A 17,908-nucleotide genomic window follows, 5' to 3' on the forward strand; every position below is an offset into this window, starting at 1 on the left:
CGTGGCGAAGAAGGCCCTGATCGCTAAGGCGGCCCGCAAGCCGAAGTTCGCTGTGCGCGCGTACACGCGTTGCCAGCGCTGCGGCCGGCCGCACTCCGTCTACCGCAAGTTCGGCCTGTGCCGCGTGTGCCTTCGTGAGATGGCTCACCGTGGCGAGCTGCCGGGCGTAACCAAGAGCTCCTGGTAGTACGGGACTTCCCGTACTCCGGATGCTCTCGGTAAGTATCTGGTCGGCAGGAGCCCGACACCGCATGCCGTAGGCTTGCGGGGTTGGGCGCCTGCCGCCCTGACCGACTTACTACGCCGTAGGTCCCCGCACCGCACCCGTCCCGCCACTGAGTGGGGAGAGGGATGGCGCATACAGGAAACCCCGGCGAGAGAGGCCGAAGGCCAATTCATGACCATGACTGATCCGATCGCGGACATGCTGACTCGTCTGCGTAACGCGAACTCGGCGTACCACGACACCGTGGCTATGCCGCACAGCAAGATCAAGTCGCACATCGCGGAGATCCTCCAGCAGGAGGGCTTCATCACTGGCTGGAAGGTCGAGGACGCCGAAGTTGGCAAGTCCCTCGTCCTCGAGCTGAAGTTCGGCCCGAACCGTGAGCGCTCCATTGCGGGCATCAAGCGGATCTCGAAGCCGGGTCTGCGCGTTTACGCGAAGTCCACCAACCTGCCGAAGGTCCTCGGCGGCCTGGGCGTGGCAATCATCTCCACGTCCCACGGTCTCCTGACCGGCCAGCAGGCAGGCAAGAAGGGCGTAGGTGGGGAAGTCCTCGCCTACGTCTGGTAGTCGGGAACGGAGGAAAAGCTAATGTCGCGAATCGGCAAGCTCCCCATCCAGGTTCCCGCCGGTGTGGACGTCACCATCGATGGCCGCACGGTCGCGGTGAAGGGCCCCAAGGGTTCCCTCTCGCACACCGTCGCCGCGCCGATCGAGGTCACCAAGGGCGAGGACGGCACCCTCTCGGTGCTGCGCCCCAACGACGAGCGTCAGAACAAGGCCCTCCACGGCCTGTCCCGCACGCTGGTGGCGAACATGATCACCGGCGTGACCACGGGTTACACGAAGGCGCTCGAGATCAGCGGTGTCGGTTACCGCGTCCAGGCGAAGGGCTCCAACCTGGAGTTCGCCCTGGGCTACAGCCACCCGATCGTCGTTGAGGCCCCCGAGGGCATCACCTTCAAGGTCGAGTCGCCCACGAAGCTCAGCGTCGAGGGCATCGACAAGCAGAAGGTCGGCGAGGTCGCCGCTAACATCCGCAAGCTGCGGAAGCCCGACCCGTACAAGGCCAAGGGCGTCAAGTACGCCGGCGAGGTTATCCGCCGCAAGGTTGGAAAGGCGGGCAAGTAAGCCATGGCATACGGTGTAAAGATCGCCAAGGGTGACGCGTACAAGCGCGCTGCCATCAAGCGCCGCCACATCCGCGTCCGCAAGCACGTCTCCGGTACGCCGGAGCGTCCTCGCCTGGTCGTGACGCGCTCCAACCGCAACATCGTGGCTCAGGTCATCGACGACATCGCGGGCCACACGCTCGCGTCGGCGTCGACCCTGGACGCCTCGATCCGCGGCGGAGAGGCCGACAAGAGCGCCCAGGCCCAGCAGGTCGGCGCGCTTGTCGCCGAGCGTGCCAAGGCTGCCGGCGTCGAGGCCGTCGTGTTCGACCGTGGTGGCAACAGGTACGCCGGGCGCATTGCCGCTCTGGCTGACGCCGCCCGCGAAGCCGGGCTGAAGTTCTAAGCCCCGGTTCCGGGACTAACGGACGTAACAGAGAGAGGTAAATCCAATGGCTGGACCCCAGCGCCGCGGAAGCGGTGCCGGTGGCGGCGAGCGGCGGGACCGGAAGGGTCGCGACGGTGGCGCTGCCGCCGAGAAGACCGCTTACGTTGAGCGCGTTGTCGCGATCAACCGCGTTGCCAAGGTTGTCAAGGGTGGTCGCCGCTTCAGCTTCACCGCGCTGGTCGTGGTGGGCGACGGTGACGGCACTGTAGGCGTCGGATACGGCAAGGCCAAGGAAGTTCCCGCGGCCATTGCCAAGGGCGTTGAAGAGGCCAAGAAGAGCTTCTTCAAGGTTCCGCGCATCCAGGGCACCATCCCTCACCCGATTCAGGGCGAGAAGGCCGCGGGCGTCGTTCTGCTCAAGCCGGCTTCCCCCGGTACCGGCGTTATCGCCGGTGGCCCGGTGCGTGCTGTGCTCGAGTGCGCCGGCGTTCACGACATCCTGTCGAAGTCGCTCGGCTCGTCGAACCCGATCAACATCGTGCACGCGACTGTGACGGCCCTCAAGGGTCTGCAGCGTCCCGAGGAGATCGCGGCTCGCCGTGGTCTGCCCCTCGAGGACGTGGCCCCCGCGGCCCTGCTCCGTGCTCGTGCTGCGGGAGCGGGTGCGTAATGGCCCGTCTCCAGATCACGCAGACGAAGTCGTACATCGGCAGCAAGCAGAACCACCGCGACACCCTGCGTTCGCTCGGGCTCAAGCGCCTGAACGACGTGGTTGTCAAGGAGGACCGCCCCGAGTTCCGCGGAATGGTTCACACCGTCCGCCACCTCGTGACGGTTGAGGAGGTCGACTGACATGGCGGAAAACAACCCGCTGAAGGTCCACAACCTCCGGCCCGCCCCGGGTGCCAAGACCGCCAAGACCCGTGTGGGTCGTGGCGAGGCGTCCAAGGGTAAGACCGCAGGTCGTGGCACCAAGGGCACCAAGGCCCGTTACCAGGTTCCGCAGCGCTTCGAGGGCGGGCAGATGCCCCTCCACATGCGTCTGCCGAAGCTCAAGGGCTTCCGGAACCCGTTCCGCACCGAGTACCAGGTCGTGAACCTGGACAAGCTCGCCGACCTCTACCCGCAGGGTGGAGAGGTCACGGTGGCCGATCTGGTCGCCAAGGGTGCGGTTCGTAAGAACGAACTCGTCAAGGTGCTCGGCGCCGGCGAGATCTCCGTGGCGCTGACGGTGACGGTTGACGCCGTTTCCGCCTCCGCCAAGGAGAAGATCGCTGCCGCTGGCGGCACCGTCACCGAGCTCGTCTGAGAGACGAGCCCGATGGCTTGAACATCGACCGGGGATGCCTCACATATGGGGCATCCCCGGTTGGTCGTTCCAAGGGGGGCATCGTCGCCGGTATGGTGGCGTGCACCGTTAACTTCCGTGCGGTGCGTCCGCACGGCTTTTGACTGCTATTTGTTGCATTCGTTGTTCCGTCGGATTCGTCGATCCTCAATACCGTCACCTCTGACGCAGTAGCGCGGGGGTCGCAGGAGGCACCGTGCTCACCGCGTTCGCCCGGGCGTTCAAGACGCCCGACCTGCGCAAGAAGCTGCTCTTCACACTGGGCATCATCGTGCTGTACAGGCTCGGGGCCCATGTTCCGGTTCCCGGCGTCAACTACAAGAACGTGCAGATCTGTGTCGACTCGGCAGAGACGGGCGGGCTCTTCGGGCTCGTCAACCTCTTCAGCGGTGGCGCCCTGCTGCAGATCACGATCTTCGCGCTCGGCATCATGCCGTACATCACGGCGAGCATCATCCTCCAACTTCTGACCGTGGTGATCCCGCGACTGGAGGCCCTCAAGAAGGAGGGACAGTCCGGTACCGCCAAGATCACGCAGTACACGCGTTATCTGACGGTCGCCCTGGCCGTGCTGCAGGGCACCGGCCTGGTGGCCACCGCCCGTAACGGCGCCATCTTCCAGGGCTGTCAGGTCGCTGATCAGATCGTCCCGGACAAGTCCATCTTCATCACCCTGGTGATGGTCATCACGATGACCGCCGGCACCGCGGCCGTCATGTGGCTCGGTGAGCTCGTCACCGACCGCGGCATCGGCAACGGCATGTCGATCCTGATGTTCATCTCGATCGCCGCCGGCTTCCCGGGCGCCCTGTGGGCCATCAAGAAGCAGGGAGATCTCGCGAACGGCTGGATCGAGTTCGGTGTGGTGATCCTGGTCGGCTTCGCCATGGTCGGCCTCGTGGTCTTCGTCGAGCAGGCGCAGCGCAGGATCCCCGTGCAGTACGCGAAGCGCATGATCGGGCGGAAGTCCTACGGCGGTACGTCCACTTATATTCCGCTGAAGGTCAACCAGGCCGGTGTGATCCCGGTCATCTTCGCCTCGTCGCTGCTCTACATCCCGATGCTCATCGTTCAGTTCAGCGGTGGTGGCGCAAGCTCCAGCTGGGGCACGTGGATTCAGGCGAACTTCGTCGATGGCAAGCCCATCTACATCGCCACCTACTTCCTGTTGATCGTGTTCTTCGCCTTCTTCTATGTGGCGATTTCGTTCAACCCCGAGGAAGTCGCCGACAACATGAAGAAGTATGGTGGCTTCATCCCGGGTATCCGGGCAGGTCGGCCTACCGCCGAGTACCTGAGCTACGTGCTCAACCGGATCACTTGGCCGGGCTCGCTGTATCTGGGTCTGATCGCTCTTGTGCCGACGATGGCGTTGGCGGGCTTCGGCGCGAACCAGGACTTCCCCTTTGGTGGAACAAGCATCCTCATCATCGTGGGTGTGGGTCTCGAGACCGTGAAGCAGATCGAGAGTCAGCTCCAGCAGCGCAATTACGAAGGGTTCCTCCGCTGATGCGAATCGTCCTCGTCGGGCCGCCCGGTGCCGGCAAGGGAACGCAGGCTGCTTTCCTTGCCAAAAACCTGTCGATCCCGCACATCTCAACGGGCGACCTCTTCCGCGCCAACATCAGCCAGGGCACTGCCCTTGGCAAGCAGGCGAAGGCGTTCATGGACGCCGGCAACCTGGTGCCGGACGAGGTCACCATCGGGATGGCCAAGGACCGCATGGCCCAGGAAGACGCCAAGGGCGGCTTCCTGCTGGATGGCTTCCCGCGGAACGTCTCGCAGGCCGTGGCGCTCGACGAGTCGCTGAAGGCCGAGGGGCAGCAGCTGGACGGCGTGCTGGACCTGGAAGTCCCCGAGGACGAGGTCGTGAAGCGGATCGCGGGTCGCCGTACCTGCCGCAACGACTCGAGCCACGTCTTCCACGTGACCTACAGCCCGCCCAAGCAGGACGGCGTCTGCGATGTCTGCGGCGGCGAGCTCTACCAGCGCGGCGACGACACCGAGGAAACGGTGCGGCGCCGGCTGGAGGTCTACCACAGTGAGACCGAGCCGATCATCGACCACTACAAGGCTCAGGGCCTGGTGGTCACCATCTCCGCGCTGGGCAAGGTCGACGAAGTGACCAAGCGCGCGATGGAAGCCCTGAAGAAGTCCTCCGCCGAGGGCTGATCGAGCAAGCAGTGCAACGGTTGCGGCCGCGGTGTCCGAGAGGCGCCGCGGCCGTACTGTTGGGCGGGTACCAGTAGTTACAGCGAATGTGGAAGGCACACGCATGGTGGAGATCAAGACCCCCGAGCAGATCGCGAAGATGCGCGAGGCGGGGCTGGTCGTCGCCGCCGTCCACGCGGCCACGCGTGAGGCGGCCGTGCCGGGCGCCACCACCAGGGACCTGGACGAGGTGTCCCGCAAGGTGCTCGCCGAGCACGGTGCGAAGTCGAACTTCCTCGGGTACGGCGGTTTCCCCGCCACCATCTGTACGTCGGTCAACGAGGTCGTCGTCCACGGCATCCCGGACGAGAAGACGGTCCTCAAGGACGGCGACATCATCTCGATCGACGCCGGCGCGATCATCGACGGCTGGCACGGCGACGCGGCGTACACCGCCTTCGTGGGTACGGGGCACGCGCCCGAGCTGATCGAGCTGTCGCGGGTGACCGAGGAGTCGATGTGGGCGGGCCTCGCCGCGATGAAGCTGGGCAACCGGCTCGTCGACATCTCCAAGGCGATCGAGTCGTACATCCGCCGCCAGCCGCGTCCGGCGACGGGTAAGTACGGGATCATCGAGGACTACGGCGGGCACGGCATCGGCTCCGAGATGCACATGGACCCGCACCTGCTGAACTACGTCACGCGCAAGCGTGGCAAGGGCCCGAAGCTGGTCCCCGGCTTCTGCCTGGCGATCGAGCCGATGGTGAGCCTCGGTACGGCGCAGACGGATGTCCTGGAGGACAACTGGACCGTCGTCACCACCGACGGGTCCTGGTCCTCGCACTGGGAGCACTCGGTGGCGCTGACCGAGGAGGGACCGCTGGTCCTGACCGCGGTGGACGGCGGGAAGGCGAAGCTGGCGGAGTACGGGGTCACGGCCGCGCCCGATCCGCTGGGCTGACCCGGTTCGGCGGACGGAGTCCGGCGCAGCCGCTCGAAGCTTCTGAGGCGCCCCCGGGCGCCGAGCCCGCGAGGGCGGCGTTGAGAAGCGGCTCCGCTGGGCTGAACGGCGTAACGATCTTGACTGTTGGGCACACTTGCCGGATTCGTCTTTTCCGGGTGCCTGACGTAGACTGACTCGTCGGCTCGCGTGTACCCGTATGCCTGCATACGGATGCGTGAGTCGATCAAGGTAGCCGATTCGAAGGGCGAAGCGTGGCCAAGAAGCAAGGTGCCATCGAAATCGAGGGCACCGTGATCGAGTCCCTCCCGAACGCAATGTTCAAGGTGGAACTTCAGAACGGTCACAAAGTCCTAGCGCACATCAGCGGCAAGATGCGTATGCACTACATCCGCATCCTCCCGGATGACCGGGTCGTTGTGGAGCTGTCTCCGTACGACCTGACGCGTGGCCGGATCGTCTACCGCTACAAGTAGATCTTGCCCGCGCCCCGTGTTCCACGGGGTGATGGCACCGACCCGGAGAACCTCACCCCATGAAGGTCAAGCCGAGCGTCAAGAAGATCTGCGACAAGTGCAAGGTGATCCGCCGTCACGGCCGGGTCATGGTCATCTGCGAAAACCTGCGCCACAAGCAGCGCCAGGGCTGACGTACGACCCCCTGCATCTCGCAGAACTTCGCGCGACGCACGTAAAAACGTAATTACGCAGAACCCAGTGCCCACGGGTGCTGACACCTCCGGCGGAGGCCGGGGACCTGGTCCGTACGCTCCCTGACGGGAGTGGTCGGTGGCCACGGAGCGGTTCTGCGGAAGACCTCCGAGCAAACAGGAGCCATGAATGGCACGCCTTGAAGGCGTTGACCTCCCGCGCGAAAAGCGTATCGAGGTCGCCCTTACCTACGTCTTCGGCATCGGTCGTACCCGTGCCCAGGAGACTCTCGCCGCTACCGGCGTGAACCCGGACACGCGCGTTCGTGACCTGGCCGAAGAGGACCTGGTCAAGATCCGCGAGTACGTCGACGTCAACTTCAAGACCGAGGGTGACCTCCGTCGCGAGGTGCAGGCCGACATCCGCCGCAAGGTTGAGATCGGCTGCTACCAGGGTCTGCGTCACCGCCGCGGCCTGCCGGTTCACGGCCAGCGCACCAGCACGAACGCTCGTACCCGCAAGGGCCCGCGTCGCGCGATCGCCGGCAAGAAGAAGCCGGGCAAGAAGTAGTCCTCAGCCGGACGCTTATCAGCGGTCTTCGCTGTAGGACCGACCACCTCCCGTAGGAGATATAGATGCCCCCCAAGGGTCGTCAGGGCGCCGCCAAGAAGGTGCGCCGCAAGGAAAAGAAGAACGTCGCTCATGGGCACGCCCACATCAAGAGCACGTTCAACAACACGATCGTTTCGATCACCGACCCCTCGGGCAACGTGATCTCCTGGGCCTCCGCCGGCCACGTCGGCTTCAAGGGCTCGCGCAAGTCCACTCCTTTTGCCGCGCAGATGGCCGCCGAGTCGGCTGCCCGTCGCGCGCAGGAGCACGGCATGCGCAAGGTCGACGTCTTCGTCAAGGGTCCCGGCTCCGGCCGTGAGACCGCGATCCGCTCCCTCCAGGCCACTGGCCTCGAGGTCGGCTCGATCCAGGACGTCACCCCCACCCCGCACAACGGCTGCCGCCCTCCCAAGCGCCGCCGCGTCTGACGCTTCGCGTCCGACTCTGGTTGTTGCAGTGCGTTCGGAGTGAAGACCGACCTTCACTTCCGAACGCGTTGTACTCGGGCGGTACGGTCCTTCGGGCCGTGCCGCCCGTACCCTTGTAACAGTTGGCATCAAATAGTGGGTGCCAAGACTGGAGGCATTTCTCATGCTTATCGCTCAGCGTCCGTCGCTGACTGAAGAGGTCGTCGACGAGTACCGCTCGCGGTTCGTGATCGAGCCCCTCGAGCCGGGCTTCGGTTACACCCTCGGCAACTCCCTGCGTCGTACGCTCCTCTCCTCGATCCCCGGTGCCGCTGTCACCAGCATCCGGATCGACGGCGTCCTGCACGAGTTCACCACCGTGCCGGGTGTCAAGGAGGACGTGACCGACCTCATCCTCAACATCAAGCAGCTGGTGGTTTCCAGCGAGCACGACGAGCCGGTTGTTATGTACCTGCGCAAGCAGGGTCCCGGCCTGGTCACCGCTGCTGACATCGCCCCGCCGGCCGGTGTCGAGGTCCACAACCCGGACCTCGTCCTCGCGACGCTGAACGGCAAGGGCAAGCTGGAGATGGAGCTGACCGTCGAGCGCGGTCGCGGCTACGTCTCCGCCGTCCAGAACAAGCAGGTGGGCCAGGAGATCGGCCGTATTCCGGTCGACTCCATCTACTCGCCGGTGCTCAAGGTCACGTACAAGGTCGAGGCGACCCGTGTCGAGCAGCGCACCGACTTCGACAAGCTGATCGTCGACGTCGAGACCAAGCAGGCCATGCGCCCGCGTGACGCCATGGCGTCCGCCGGTAAGACCCTGGTCGAGCTGTTCGGTCTGGCGCGCGAGCTCAACATCGACGCCGAGGGCATCGACATGGGCCCGTCGCCGACGGACGCCGCGCTCGCTGCCGATCTCGCGCTGCCGATCGAGGAGCTTGAGCTCACCGTTCGTTCGTACAACTGCCTCAAGCGTGAGGGCATCCACTCCGTGGGTGAGCTCGTGGCGCGCTCCGAGGCCGACCTGCTCGACATCCGCAACTTCGGTGCGAAGTCGATCGACGAGGTCAAGGCGAAGCTGGCCGGCATGGGCCTGGCCCTCAAGGACAGCCCGCCCGGATTCGACCCGACCGCCGCCGCCGACGCCTTTGGCGCCGACGACGACGCGGACGCCGGTTTCGTCGAGACCGAGCAGTACTGATCATGCCCGGCGCCGGCGACTGAGGCTTTGTCCTCAATCGCCGGACGGGCTTGATGTGAAGACTTCCGCGCGGCGGCCGCCTCGCGGGAACTGACACCGGTACCTGATACGGCCGGTGCAGACATGAGGAGAATCACCATGCCGCGTCCCGCAAAGGGTGCCCGTCTGGGCGGCAGCGCCGCGCACGAGCGTCTGCTTCTCGCCAACCTGGCGAAGTCGCTGTTCGAGCACGGCCGCATCACGACGACCGAGGCCAAGGCCCGCCGCCTGCGCCCCGTCGCCGAGCGTCTGGTCACCAAGGCGAAGAAGGGCGACATCCACAACCGTCGCCTGGTGCTGCAGACGATCACGGACAAGAGCGTCGTTCACACGCTCTTCACCGAGATCGCTCCGCGGTACGAGAACCGCCCCGGTGGTTACACCCGCATCACGAAGATCGGCAACCGTCGTGGCGACAACGCCCCGATGGCGGTCATCGAGCTCGTCGAGGCCCTGACCGTGGCGCAGGCCGCCACCGGTGAGGCCGAGGCCGCGACGAAGCGTGCGGTCAAGGAAGACGCCCTCAAGAAGGACGAGGCTGTCGAGGACGCCGCTCCGGCCGCCGAGGCTGCCGAGGGTGAGTCCAAGGACGCCTGAGCGTTCTGCCACCACTGGGCGGGCCCGCATCACCCTTCGGGGCGGTGCGGGCCCGTTCTGTTTTTGTTGCTTTGAGAGGATTTGCGGGTGAGCGAGGGCATTGAGGGAGCGGCTCCCGGGTTCGTGCGGGTGCGGCTGGACCTTTCGTACGACGGGAAGGACTTTTCCGGGTGGGCGAAGCAGACCGAGCGGCGCACGGTCTGCGGTGAGATCGAGGACGCGCTGCGGACCGTGACGCGGTCCTCGGTGACGTACGAGCTGACGGTCGCCGGGCGTACGGACTCGGGCGTGCACGCGCGCGGCCAGGTCGCGCACGTCGACCTGCCCGAGGACGTGTGGGCCGAGCACCACGACAAGCTGCTGCGGCGGCTCGCGGGGCGGCTGCCGCACGATGTGCGGGTCTGGAAGGTCACGGAGGCACCCCCGGGGTTCAACGCCCGGTTCGCGGCCGTCTGGCGGCGCTACGCGTACCGCGTGACCGACAATCCGGGGGGCGTCGACCCGCTGCTGCGCGGACATGTGCTCTGGCACGACTGGCCGCTGGACGTCGACGCCATGAACCGGGCGGCCGAGAAGCTGGTCGGCGAGCACGATTTCGCGGCGTACTGCAGGCGGCGGGAGGGCGCCACCACCATTCGCACCTTGCAGGAGCTCAGCTGGGAGCGGGGCGCGGACGGTGTCATCACCGCTACCGTGCGCGCCGATGCCTTCTGCCACAACATGGTGCGGTCGCTGGTGGGCGCGATGCTGTTCGTGGGCGACGGGCACCGGGACGCGGACTGGCCGGGGAAGGTGCTGGCGGCGGGCGTACGGGACTCGGCCGTCCATGTCGTACGCCCGCACGGCCTCACGCTGGAAGAGGTGGGCTATCCGGCTGACGAGCTGCTGGCGGCGCGTGCCCGGCAGGCCCGCAACATGCGGACGCTGCCCGGGTCACCCGGCGGCGGTGGCTGCTGCTGACGCCTGGGTCTTTCCGCGCTGGTGGATCTGGCGGAAGGTGAACTCCGCGAGGTCGTCGCCGGTCGTGAAGACGTCCTGGTCGGACTCTGTGACGTTCTTGCCGCTGGTGAAGCCGGCGACGGTGAAGTAGGCGTAGCGGCCGTAGGCGTTGGTCGTCTTGCGGCAGATCGAGCCGCCCCGGCAGAAGGTCGGGACGCCGGCGCCGGGGAGGGAGGCCAGGCCGCCGCTCGCCTGCTCCTTGGCCTGCTGGGCCTGGGCGGCGGTGTCGAAGACCGCGACGCCGATGGTGACGGCCACGCCGTCCTTCGCGTACGTCGCGCGGATGACCTGGTCGCAGCCGTTGCTGGCGAGTACGGAGCCCAGCGCTCCCTGGGTCGCGGCGGAGCAGCTGGTGGTGCGGTTCGTCGCGCCCTTGGCGTACGCGCGGTCGCCCATCTTCAGCTTCTTGCCGGGGAAGAGGGTGTCGGCGCTCAGCGGCAGCTTGTCCTTCTGCGCGCTGGAGATGAAGTCCCTGGGGTTCGGTGGGGGCGGGGGCGCCTGGGAGGAGAAGGACGGGCCCGGCTGGGCGGACTCGGTGGGGAGGGTTTCGGGGGTCGGCAGCTCGGTCGCCGTGGTGTTGTTGGGGTCTGTGTTGTTGTTTGTGGTGACTACCGCTGTGGCGACGATCGCGCCGACTATCGCGGTCGCCAGGACGCCGCCGCCGATGTACATCCACCGCTTGCGGCGGGCGCGGGCGGCGGAGGCGTCGGCGAGTGCCGCCCAGTCCGGCGTGTCGGGTGCGGTGTGTGTTCCGTACGGATCCTGAGGGCTCTGCTGTCCCTCGGGGCCACCCCAGGAGGGCCCCCCTTGCCCAAAGCTCATGCCGCGCATCCTAATCCGGTTGGGTGATGCGGCGGACGGCGGCGACAATGCGGAGCATGGGACATCTTGAGGCCGCACACGTCGAGTACTACCTGCCGGACGGGCGGCCGTTGCTCGGCGACGTCTCCTTCCGGGTCGGGGAGGGCGCTGTCGTGGCCCTGGTGGGGCCCAACGGAGCGGGCAAGACGACCCTGCTCAAGCTGATCTCGCGGGAGCTGCAGCCGCATGGCGGCTCGGTGACGGTGAGCGGCGGGCTCGGGGTGATGGGGCAGTTCGTGGGGTCCGTACAGGACGAGCGGACGGTGCGGGACCTGCTGGTCTCGGTGTCCCAGGAGCGCATTCGGGAGGCCGCCGCGGCCGTCGACCGGGCCGAGCACGGGATCCTGACCGTGGACGACGAGAAGGCGCAGATGGCTTATGCGCAGGCGTTGTCCGACTGGGCGGAGGTCGGCGGGTACGACGCCGAGACCGTCTGGGACATGTGCTCCATGGCGGCGCTGGGGATTGAGTACGACAAGGCGCAGTTCCGCGAGGTGCGGACGCTCAGTGGGGGTGAGCAGAAGCGGCTTGTGCTGGAGGCGCTGCTGCGGGGGCCCGATGAGGTGCTGCTGCTGGACGAGCCGGACAACTATCTGGACGTGCCCGGCAAGCGGTGGCTGGAGGAGCGGCTGAAGGAGACCCGCAAGACGGTCTTCTTCGTGTCGCACGACCGTGAGCTGCTTTCGCGGGCCGCCGAGAAGATCGTGAGCATGGAGCCCGGCGCGACGGGGGCCGACGCGTGGGTGCACGGCGCCGGGTTCGACACCTTCCACGAGGCGCGGGCCGAGCGGTTCGCCCGGTTCGAGGAACTGCTGCGCCGGTGGGAGGAGGAGCGGGCGCGGCTCAAGGCGCTGGTGCTGAGGCTGCGGGGGCAGGCGGCGAGCAGCCCCGACATGGCCTCGCGGTACCGGGCCATGCGGACGCGGTTCGAGAAGTTCGAGGAGGCGGGGCCGCCGCCGGAGCCGCCGCGGAAGCAGGACATCCGGATGCGGCTGCGGGGCGGGCGCACGGGGGTGCGGGCCGTGGTGTGCAAGGGGCTTGAGCTGAGCGGGCTGATGAAGCCGTTCGACCTTGAGGTCTATTACGGGGAGCGGGTCGCCGTGCTCGGGTCGAACGGGTCCGGCAAGTCGCACTTCCTGCGGCTGCTCGCCGGCGAGGACGTCAAGCACACGGGGGAGTGGAAGCTGGGCGCGCGGGTGGTGGCCGGGCACTTCGCGCAGACGCACGCGCATCCCGAGCTGGTCGGGCGGACGCTCGTCGACATTCTGTGGTCCGAGCACTCCAAGGACCGGGGCGGGGCGATGGGCATGCTGCGGCGGTACGAGCTGGAGCGCCAGGGGGACCAGGCGTTCGACCGGCTGTCGGGTGGGCAGCAGGCGCGGTTCCAGATCCTGCTGATGGAGCTGGAGGGGACGACAGCGCTGCTGCTGGACGAGCCGACGGACAACCTTGACCTGGAGTCCGCCGAGGCGCTCCAGGAGGGGCTGGAGGCGTACGACGGGACGGTGCTGGCCGTTACGCACGACCGGTGGTTCGCGAAGGCCTTCGACCGGTATCTGGTGTTCGGGTCGGACGGTGTGGTGCGGGAGACGGCGGAGCCGGTGTGGGACGAGCGGCGGGTGGATCGGGTCCGGTAGGCGCCTGCGCCGGGCCGTTTTGACCCGTACGGGGCAGGCGGGTAAGCTTCCAGTTCGTTATGCGTATTGGCTTGGTCGTTCTCACGCGAGGGGCCCTTACGCCGGTCCACCGGGCCGATGACCAGCGGCAGGCAGACGGGTTGCGTCCCCGAATGCCGCCACGGCTGTCGTGATCGTCCGGGTGGCCTTGTCAGGACCCACTCACTGAAGAAGCGAAGGCTACGACCGTGCGTACGTACAGCCCCAAGCCCGGCGATGTCACGCGCCAGTGGCACATCATCGACGCGCAGGACATCGTCCTGGGCCGTCTGGCGACGACTGCCGCCACCCTCCTGCGGGGCAAGCACAAGGCGATCTACGCCCCGCACATGGACATGGGCGACTTCGTCATCATTGTCAACGCCGAGAAGGTTCACCTCTCCGGCAACAAGAAGACCCAGAAGATGGCGTACCGCCACTCCGGTTTCCCGGGCGGTCTCCGTTCGGTGCGCTACGACGAGCTGCTGGCGAAGAGCCCCGAGAAGGCCGTAGAGAAGGCCATCAAGGGCATGATCCCCAAGAACACCCTGGGTCGCCAGATGCTCTCGAAGCTGAAGATCTACGCAGGTCCCGAGCACCCGCACGCTGCCCAGCAGCCGGTGCCGTTCGAGATCACCCAGGTCGCGCAGTAGTTCCGGCCACACCCCCCTAAGAACGAAAGAAATCTGAGGAGAATCGTGGCCGAGACCACTGCAGAGACCCCCGTCGAGGGCACCGAGGCTGAAGAGACCTTCGCCGAGGTGACGACGTTCGAGTCCGAGGTGCCCGTCGAGGGTGAGTACACCTCCGAGTCGCTCGCAGGCCGCTTCGGCGACCCGCAGCCCGCCGCCGGCCTGGGCCGTCGCAAGAACGCCATCGCCCGCGTCCGGATCGTTCCGGGCACCGGCAAGTGGAAGATCAACGGGCGTACGCTCGAGGACTACTTCCCGAACAAGGTTCACCAGCAGGAAGTCAACGAGCCCTTCAAGGTGCTCGAGCTCGACGGCCGCTACGACGTCATCGCCCGCATCGCGGGTGGCGGTGTCTCCGGTCAGGCCGGTGCGCTCCGTCTCGGTGTCGCCCGTGCGCTGAACGAGGCGGACGTGGACAACAACCGCGCCACGCTGAAGAAGGCCGGCTTCCTCTCCCGCGACGACCGTGCGGTCGAGCGCAAGAAGGCCGGTCTCAAGAAGGCCCGTAAGGCGCCGCAGTACAGCAAGCGCTAATCCGCCTGCTCGCCTGTATCAGACGTTCGCCCCGGCGGCACCTCGTGTGCTGCCGGGGCGTTCGTTTATCGCTTTCTGGCTTTTCTCGCTTTGTAGCTGCATTTTCGGAGCATTTCGGAGGACACCAGTGGGACGACTCTTCGGCACTGACGGTGTGCGCGGTGTCGCCAACGCGGACCTGACGGCTGAGCTCGCGCTCGGTCTGTCGGTCGCGGCGGCGCACGTGCTCGCCGAGGCGGGCACCTTTGAGGGGCATCGGCCGACCGCCGTGGTCGGACGTGATCCGCGTGCGTCTGGGGAGTTTCTGGAGGCCGCCGTCGTGGCGGGCCTCGCGAGCGCGGGCGTGGACGTGCTGCGGGTCGGTGTCCTGCCGACCCCCGCGGTGGCGTACCTCACCGGGGCGCTCGGTGCCGATCTCGGCGTCATGCTCTCCGCGAGCCACAACGCCATGCCGGACAACGGTGTCAAGTTCTTCGCGCGCGGTGGGCACAAGCTCCCCGACGAGCTGGAGCACCGCATCGAGGCCGTGTACGAGCAGCACAGGGCCGGCGAGCCGTGGGCCCGGCCGACCGGGTCGGGCGTCGGCCGCGTTTCCGACTACGACGAGGGCTCCGACCAGTACATCGCCCATCTCATCGGTGTACTGCCGAACCGGCTCGACGGCGTCAAGGTCGTGCTGGACGAGGCCCATGGGGCTGCCTCGCGCGTCTCGCCGGAGGCCTTCGCCCGGGCGGGCGCCGAGATCATCACCATTGGCGCCGACCCCGACGGGCTGAACATCAACGACGGGTGCGGGTCCACGCACCTGGAGATGCTCCAGGCCGCCGTCGTCGAGCACGGTGCCGATCTTGGTGTCGCGCACGACGGGGATGCCGACCGGTGTCTGGCCGTGGACGCCGAAGGGCGTGAGGTCGACGGGGACCAGATCCTCGCCGTGCTCGCGCTCGCCATGCGGGAAGCCGGTCAGCTCCGTAAGAACACCGTGGTCGGCACCGTCATGTCGAACCTCGGCTTCAAGCTGGCCATGGAGCGCGAGGGCATCCAGCTCGTACAGACCGCCGTCGGCGACCGGTATGTGCTGGAGTCGATGAAGGCCGAGGGGTACGCCCTCGGTGGCGAGCAGTCCGGGCATGTGATCGTGCTCGACCACGCGACCACCGGCGACGGCACCCTCACCGGCCTGATGCTGGCCGCGCGGGTGGCCGCCACCGGGCGTACGCTCGCGGACCTCGCCGGGGTCATGAGCCGGCTGCCGCAGATCCTCATCAACGTGCCCGACGTCGACAAGTCGCGCGTCACCACCTCAGCCGAGCTGGCGGCCGCCGTCGCCGACGCCGAGCGTGAGCTGGGCGCCACCGGACGGGTACTGCTGCGGTCCTCGGGCACCGAGCCGCTGGTGCGGGTCATGGTCGAGGCGGCCGACATCGAGCAGGCGAAGGCGGTCGCGGGGCGGCTCGCCGATGTGGTGAAGTCCGCGCTCGGTTAGGCGGTCTTGTTCGCTGTACGCTCGCGCTGCCTTGCCCAGAGGTACTTCTGGACGAGCAGCGTGAGCGTACCGGCGACGACGATGCCGAGCAGGTTGAGCAGGAGCTGCTCGGAGGAGCCCCACGTCTGCTTCACCTGGCCGTAGCTCAGCGCCACGGCCGCGTTGGCCGCCGCCGGGACCGTCGTCACCGAGATGGCGACGCCGACCAGGGCGCCGGACTTGGCCGACGTGAGGGACAGCATGCCGGCCGCGCCCGCCAGTACGGCCACTACGAACGACAGCCGGTCCGGGGCGTAGATGAAGCCCGTGTTGGGGCGCTTCGCGGCCAGCATGGACTCGGTGAACAGGTTCGTCGCGTCCATGAAGAGGCTGAACAGGACCGTCACCGCCATCGCCGCCGCGAAGCCCACGATCAGTGCGGCGAACGAGCGCCAGGCCAGCTTCGGGGTGCGCTGCACCAGCGCCGTGCAGAAGCCGGCCAGCGGGCCGAACTCCGGGCCCACCGCCATCGCGCCCACGATCAGGATCGCGTTGTCGAGCACCACACCGCAGGCCGCGATCATCGTCGCCAGCGACAGGAACGCGATGTAGGTGACGGAGAGAGTCGACTCCTCGTGCGTCGCCTCTGACAGCTGCTCCCACAGCACCGCGTCCGCGCCCTCGCCCGGTGCGTCCTTCTCCGCCTTCGCGGCGCGGGTGGAGAGGGAGAGGTCGATGCTCTCCACGGCGATCGAGCCGCATTCGTCGATGCCCATCGCGCGGAGCGTGTTGATGAGGTCGTCGCCCGCCTCGCGCGCCACGTCGCACATGATCAGGTCGCCTGCCGGGTCGCGGGCGGCCCCGGGGAGAACGGCGACGTGTGCGGTGCCCACCGTCTTCTCCACCGTGCTTATGACCTCGTCGGTGCGGTCGGCAGGGACGATCAGGCGGAGGTGAAGCACGGTGTCGGTCCCTCAGAGTTTGCGGAGTGAGAGGCGTTTGACCTTGTGGTCGGGGCCCTTGCGCACAACCAGCGTGGCACGGCCGCGTGTTGGCGCCACGTTCTCCAGCAGGTTGGGCTTGTTGATGGTCCGCCACATCGTACGGGCGTAGTCCAGGGCCTCTTCCTCGGAGACCTGGGTGTACTTCCTGAAGTAGGAGGAGGGGTCCTGGAATGCCGTATCGCGCAGTTTGCGGAAGCGGTTGAGGTACCAGGTCTCGATGTCCTCGGCGCGCGCGTCGACGTACACGCTGAAGTCGAAGTAGTCGGCGAGACCGACCCGGGTGCGGCCGTCCTTGCCGGGGAGGGCGGGCTGCAGGACGTTCAGGCCCTCGACGATCAGGATGTCGGGGCGGCGGACCGTGAGGCGCTCGCCGGGCACGATGTCGTAGATCAGGTGGGAGTAGACGGGGGCGGTCACCTCGTCCTTGCCCGCCTTGATGTCGGCGACGAAGCGGGTGAGGGCTCGTCGGTCGTACGACTCCGGGAAGCCCTTGCGCGAGAGGAGGCCGCGCTTCTTGAGCTCCTCCATGGGGTGGAGGAAGCCGTCGGTGGTGAGCAGCTCGACGTGGGGGTGCTCGGGCCAGCGGGCCAGCAGGGCCTGGAGGAGGCGGGCGACGGTTGATTTGCCCACGGCTACGCTGCCGGCCACTCCTATGACGAATGGGGTGCCGCGCTGGGAGCCGTGGCCGTTGGCGGCGTCGCCGAGGAAGGTGTTCAGGGCGCCGCGCAGCCCCGAGGTCGCCTGTACGTAGAGATTGAGCAGGCGGGAGAGGGGGAGGTAGACGTCCCGTACCTCGTCGAGGTCGATGACGTCGCCCAGGCCGCGGAGCTTTTCGAGCTCCTCCGCGGTGAGGGGGAGGGGGGTCTTCTCGCGCAGCGCGCTCCACTCCGCCCGGGTGAGGTCCAGGTACGGCGAAGCGTCTGCCCGGCGCTGGGTGCCTCGCTGGGTGCCTTGTGGCGGCGAAGTGATCACATGGACATTGTCGGGTGCGCGGGGCTGT

The 17,908-nt window shown here is 67.3% G+C and carries 24 protein-coding genes; 21 read left to right on the forward strand and 3 right to left on the reverse strand.

Annotated elements, in window-relative coordinates:
• The first annotated feature begins 1 nt into the window (after window position 1).
• The 17 genes from J7E96_RS29090 to truA all read left to right on the forward strand — a co-directional run bounded on the left by J7E96_RS29090 (window position 2) and on the right by truA (window position 10,658).
• Entirely contained in the window at window positions 2-187 is a 186-nt protein-coding gene (locus tag J7E96_RS29090; protein ID WP_004571834.1) for a type Z 30S ribosomal protein S14, read from the forward strand.
• Between the two features lie 210 nt (window positions 188-397).
• Complete coding sequence (gene rpsH / locus J7E96_RS29095; RefSeq protein ID WP_028812365.1) at window positions 398-796, forward strand: 30S ribosomal protein S8; 399 nt, start codon at window positions 398-400, stop codon at window positions 794-796.
• A gap of 21 nt (window positions 797-817) precedes the next feature.
• Window positions 818-1,357 carry a 50S ribosomal protein L6 gene (gene rplF, locus J7E96_RS29100; protein ID WP_215135511.1) on the forward strand — a complete coding sequence of 180 codons (540 nt, stop codon included), beginning with the start codon at window positions 818-820 and terminating at the stop codon, window positions 1,355-1,357.
• A 3-nt stretch (window positions 1,358-1,360) separates the two neighbouring features.
• Window positions 1,361-1,744 (forward strand): 50S ribosomal protein L18, encoded by a 384-nt coding sequence (gene rplR / locus J7E96_RS29105; protein ID WP_028812363.1) that lies wholly within the window; start codon window positions 1,361-1,363, stop codon window positions 1,742-1,744.
• Window positions 1,745-1,790: 46 nt separating this feature from the next.
• The gene (gene rpsE / locus J7E96_RS29110) at window positions 1,791-2,396 is read left to right on the forward strand and encodes a 30S ribosomal protein S5 (protein ID WP_214899101.1); all 606 of its coding nucleotides are present in this window, start codon (window positions 1,791-1,793) and stop codon (window positions 2,394-2,396) included.
• Window positions 2,396-2,578 carry a 50S ribosomal protein L30 gene (gene rpmD, locus J7E96_RS29115; protein WP_028812361.1) on the forward strand — a complete coding sequence of 61 codons (183 nt, stop codon included), beginning with the start codon at window positions 2,396-2,398 and terminating at the stop codon, window positions 2,576-2,578. Before rpsE ends, rpmD begins: the two co-directional genes overlap by 1 nt.
• A gap of 1 nt (window position 2,579) precedes the next feature.
• On the forward strand, window positions 2,580-3,035 hold the full coding sequence (gene rplO, locus J7E96_RS29120) for a 50S ribosomal protein L15 (protein ID WP_215135513.1): 456 nt from the start codon (window positions 2,580-2,582) through the stop codon (window positions 3,033-3,035).
• A gap of 235 nt (window positions 3,036-3,270) precedes the next feature.
• The gene (gene secY, locus J7E96_RS29125) at window positions 3,271-4,584 is read left to right on the forward strand and encodes a preprotein translocase subunit SecY (RefSeq protein ID WP_215135515.1); all 1,314 of its coding nucleotides are present in this window, start codon (window positions 3,271-3,273) and stop codon (window positions 4,582-4,584) included.
• Window positions 4,584-5,246 carry an adenylate kinase gene (locus J7E96_RS29130; protein WP_215135517.1) on the forward strand — a complete coding sequence of 221 codons (663 nt, stop codon included), beginning with the start codon at window positions 4,584-4,586 and terminating at the stop codon, window positions 5,244-5,246. The genes secY and J7E96_RS29130 overlap by 1 nt, the downstream gene beginning before the upstream one ends.
• A 103-nt stretch (window positions 5,247-5,349) precedes the next feature.
• A complete protein-coding gene (gene map / locus J7E96_RS29135; RefSeq protein ID WP_215135519.1) occupies window positions 5,350-6,186 on the forward strand; it encodes a type I methionyl aminopeptidase in 837 nt (278 codons plus the stop codon).
• A gap of 254 nt (window positions 6,187-6,440) precedes the next feature.
• Window positions 6,441-6,662: a translation initiation factor IF-1 gene (infA, locus tag J7E96_RS29140; protein ID WP_003956442.1), complete on the forward strand. Its 222-nt coding sequence runs from the start codon at window positions 6,441-6,443 to the stop codon at window positions 6,660-6,662.
• 59 nt (window positions 6,663-6,721) lie between these two features.
• On the forward strand, window positions 6,722-6,835 hold the full coding sequence (gene rpmJ, locus J7E96_RS29145) for a 50S ribosomal protein L36 (RefSeq protein ID WP_009740505.1): 114 nt from the start codon (window positions 6,722-6,724) through the stop codon (window positions 6,833-6,835).
• A gap of 190 nt (window positions 6,836-7,025) precedes the next feature.
• A complete protein-coding gene (rpsM, locus tag J7E96_RS29150) occupies window positions 7,026-7,406 on the forward strand; it encodes a 30S ribosomal protein S13 (RefSeq protein ID WP_028812356.1) in 381 nt (126 codons plus the stop codon).
• Window positions 7,407-7,471: 65 nt separating this feature from the next.
• Window positions 7,472-7,876, forward strand: a complete 405-nt coding sequence (gene rpsK / locus J7E96_RS29155) for a 30S ribosomal protein S11 (protein ID WP_003956432.1) — start codon at window positions 7,472-7,474, stop codon at window positions 7,874-7,876.
• Window positions 7,877-8,039: 163 nt separating this feature from the next.
• Window positions 8,040-9,062 (forward strand): DNA-directed RNA polymerase subunit alpha, encoded by a 1,023-nt coding sequence (locus J7E96_RS29160; RefSeq protein ID WP_003956430.1) that lies wholly within the window; start codon window positions 8,040-8,042, stop codon window positions 9,060-9,062.
• Between the two features lie 138 nt (window positions 9,063-9,200).
• A complete protein-coding gene (rplQ, locus tag J7E96_RS29165; RefSeq protein WP_214974324.1) occupies window positions 9,201-9,698 on the forward strand; it encodes a 50S ribosomal protein L17 in 498 nt (165 codons plus the stop codon).
• Between the two features lie 87 nt (window positions 9,699-9,785).
• Window positions 9,786-10,658, forward strand: coding sequence for a tRNA pseudouridine(38-40) synthase TruA (gene truA, locus J7E96_RS29170; RefSeq protein ID WP_215135521.1), 873 nt, complete (start codon window positions 9,786-9,788; stop codon window positions 10,656-10,658).
• On the opposite strand, the gene J7E96_RS29175 is transcribed toward truA, so the two are convergent.
• Window positions 10,632-11,519, reverse strand: coding sequence for a hypothetical protein (locus tag J7E96_RS29175; protein WP_215135523.1), 888 nt, complete (start codon window positions 11,517-11,519; stop codon window positions 10,632-10,634). The genes truA and J7E96_RS29175 overlap by 27 nt on opposite strands.
• A gap of 47 nt (window positions 11,520-11,566) precedes the next feature.
• On the opposite strand from J7E96_RS29175, the gene J7E96_RS29180 reads away from it, so the two are divergent.
• The 4 genes from J7E96_RS29180 (at window position 11,567) to glmM (ending at window position 15,925) form a co-directional block, all read left to right on the forward strand.
• On the forward strand, window positions 11,567-13,195 hold the full coding sequence (locus tag J7E96_RS29180; protein ID WP_215135525.1) for an ABC-F family ATP-binding cassette domain-containing protein: 1,629 nt from the start codon (window positions 11,567-11,569) through the stop codon (window positions 13,193-13,195).
• A 227-nt stretch (window positions 13,196-13,422) separates the two neighbouring features.
• Window positions 13,423-13,866: a 50S ribosomal protein L13 gene (gene rplM / locus J7E96_RS29185; RefSeq protein WP_215135527.1), complete on the forward strand. Its 444-nt coding sequence runs from the start codon at window positions 13,423-13,425 to the stop codon at window positions 13,864-13,866.
• A gap of 45 nt (window positions 13,867-13,911) precedes the next feature.
• Window positions 13,912-14,439 carry a 30S ribosomal protein S9 gene (gene rpsI / locus J7E96_RS29190; RefSeq protein WP_214974318.1) on the forward strand — a complete coding sequence of 176 codons (528 nt, stop codon included), beginning with the start codon at window positions 13,912-13,914 and terminating at the stop codon, window positions 14,437-14,439.
• A 127-nt stretch (window positions 14,440-14,566) separates the two neighbouring features.
• Window positions 14,567-15,925 carry a phosphoglucosamine mutase gene (gene glmM, locus J7E96_RS29195; protein ID WP_215135529.1) on the forward strand — a complete coding sequence of 453 codons (1,359 nt, stop codon included), beginning with the start codon at window positions 14,567-14,569 and terminating at the stop codon, window positions 15,923-15,925.
• Here glmM and J7E96_RS29200 read toward each other — a convergent pair.
• Both J7E96_RS29200 and coaA read right to left on the reverse strand, forming a co-directional pair.
• Window positions 15,922-16,866 carry a DUF389 domain-containing protein gene (locus J7E96_RS29200; RefSeq protein WP_215135531.1) on the reverse strand — a complete coding sequence of 315 codons (945 nt, stop codon included), beginning with the start codon at window positions 16,864-16,866 and terminating at the stop codon, window positions 15,922-15,924. The two genes, glmM and J7E96_RS29200, sit on opposite strands and share 4 nt — an antisense overlap.
• Before the next feature lie 12 nt (window positions 16,867-16,878).
• Window positions 16,879-17,880: a type I pantothenate kinase gene (gene coaA / locus J7E96_RS29205; RefSeq protein WP_215135533.1), complete on the reverse strand. Its 1,002-nt coding sequence runs from the start codon at window positions 17,878-17,880 to the stop codon at window positions 16,879-16,881.
• Window positions 17,881-17,908: the final 28 nt, after the last annotated feature.

Source organism: Streptomyces sp. ISL-96 (assembly GCF_018614035.1).
Classification (GTDB): domain Bacteria; phylum Actinomycetota; class Actinomycetes; order Streptomycetales; family Streptomycetaceae; genus Streptomyces.

Excerpts from the sequence above, each read along its gene's own strand:
- rpsH (WP_028812365.1), top strand. The coding sequence starts at position 398 with ATGACCATGACTGATCCGATCGCGGACATGCTGACTCGTCTGCGTAAC.
- rplF (WP_215135511.1), top strand. The coding sequence starts at position 818 with ATGTCGCGAATCGGCAAGCTCCCCATCCAGGTTCCCGCCGGTGTGGAC.
- rplR (WP_028812363.1), top strand. The coding sequence starts at position 1,361 with ATGGCATACGGTGTAAAGATCGCCAAGGGTGACGCGTACAAGCGCGCT.
- rpsE (WP_214899101.1), top strand. The coding sequence starts at position 1,791 with ATGGCTGGACCCCAGCGCCGCGGAAGCGGTGCCGGTGGCGGCGAGCGG.
- rpmD (WP_028812361.1), top strand. The coding sequence starts at position 2,396 with ATGGCCCGTCTCCAGATCACGCAGACGAAGTCGTACATCGGCAGCAAG.
- rplO (WP_215135513.1), top strand. The coding sequence starts at position 2,580 with ATGGCGGAAAACAACCCGCTGAAGGTCCACAACCTCCGGCCCGCCCCG.
- J7E96_RS29130 (WP_215135517.1), top strand. The coding sequence starts at position 4,584 with ATGCGAATCGTCCTCGTCGGGCCGCCCGGTGCCGGCAAGGGAACGCAG.
- map (WP_215135519.1), top strand. The coding sequence starts at position 5,350 with ATGGTGGAGATCAAGACCCCCGAGCAGATCGCGAAGATGCGCGAGGCG.
- rpmJ (WP_009740505.1), top strand. The coding sequence starts at position 6,722 with ATGAAGGTCAAGCCGAGCGTCAAGAAGATCTGCGACAAGTGCAAGGTG.
- rpsM (WP_028812356.1), top strand. The coding sequence starts at position 7,026 with ATGGCACGCCTTGAAGGCGTTGACCTCCCGCGCGAAAAGCGTATCGAG.
- rpsK (WP_003956432.1), top strand. The coding sequence starts at position 7,472 with ATGCCCCCCAAGGGTCGTCAGGGCGCCGCCAAGAAGGTGCGCCGCAAG.
- J7E96_RS29160 (WP_003956430.1), top strand. The coding sequence starts at position 8,040 with ATGCTTATCGCTCAGCGTCCGTCGCTGACTGAAGAGGTCGTCGACGAG.
- rplQ (WP_214974324.1), top strand. The coding sequence starts at position 9,201 with ATGCCGCGTCCCGCAAAGGGTGCCCGTCTGGGCGGCAGCGCCGCGCAC.
- J7E96_RS29175 (WP_215135523.1), bottom strand. The coding sequence starts at position 11,519 with ATGAGCTTTGGGCAAGGGGGGCCCTCCTGGGGTGGCCCCGAGGGACAG.
- J7E96_RS29180 (WP_215135525.1), top strand. The coding sequence starts at position 11,567 with ATGCGGAGCATGGGACATCTTGAGGCCGCACACGTCGAGTACTACCTG.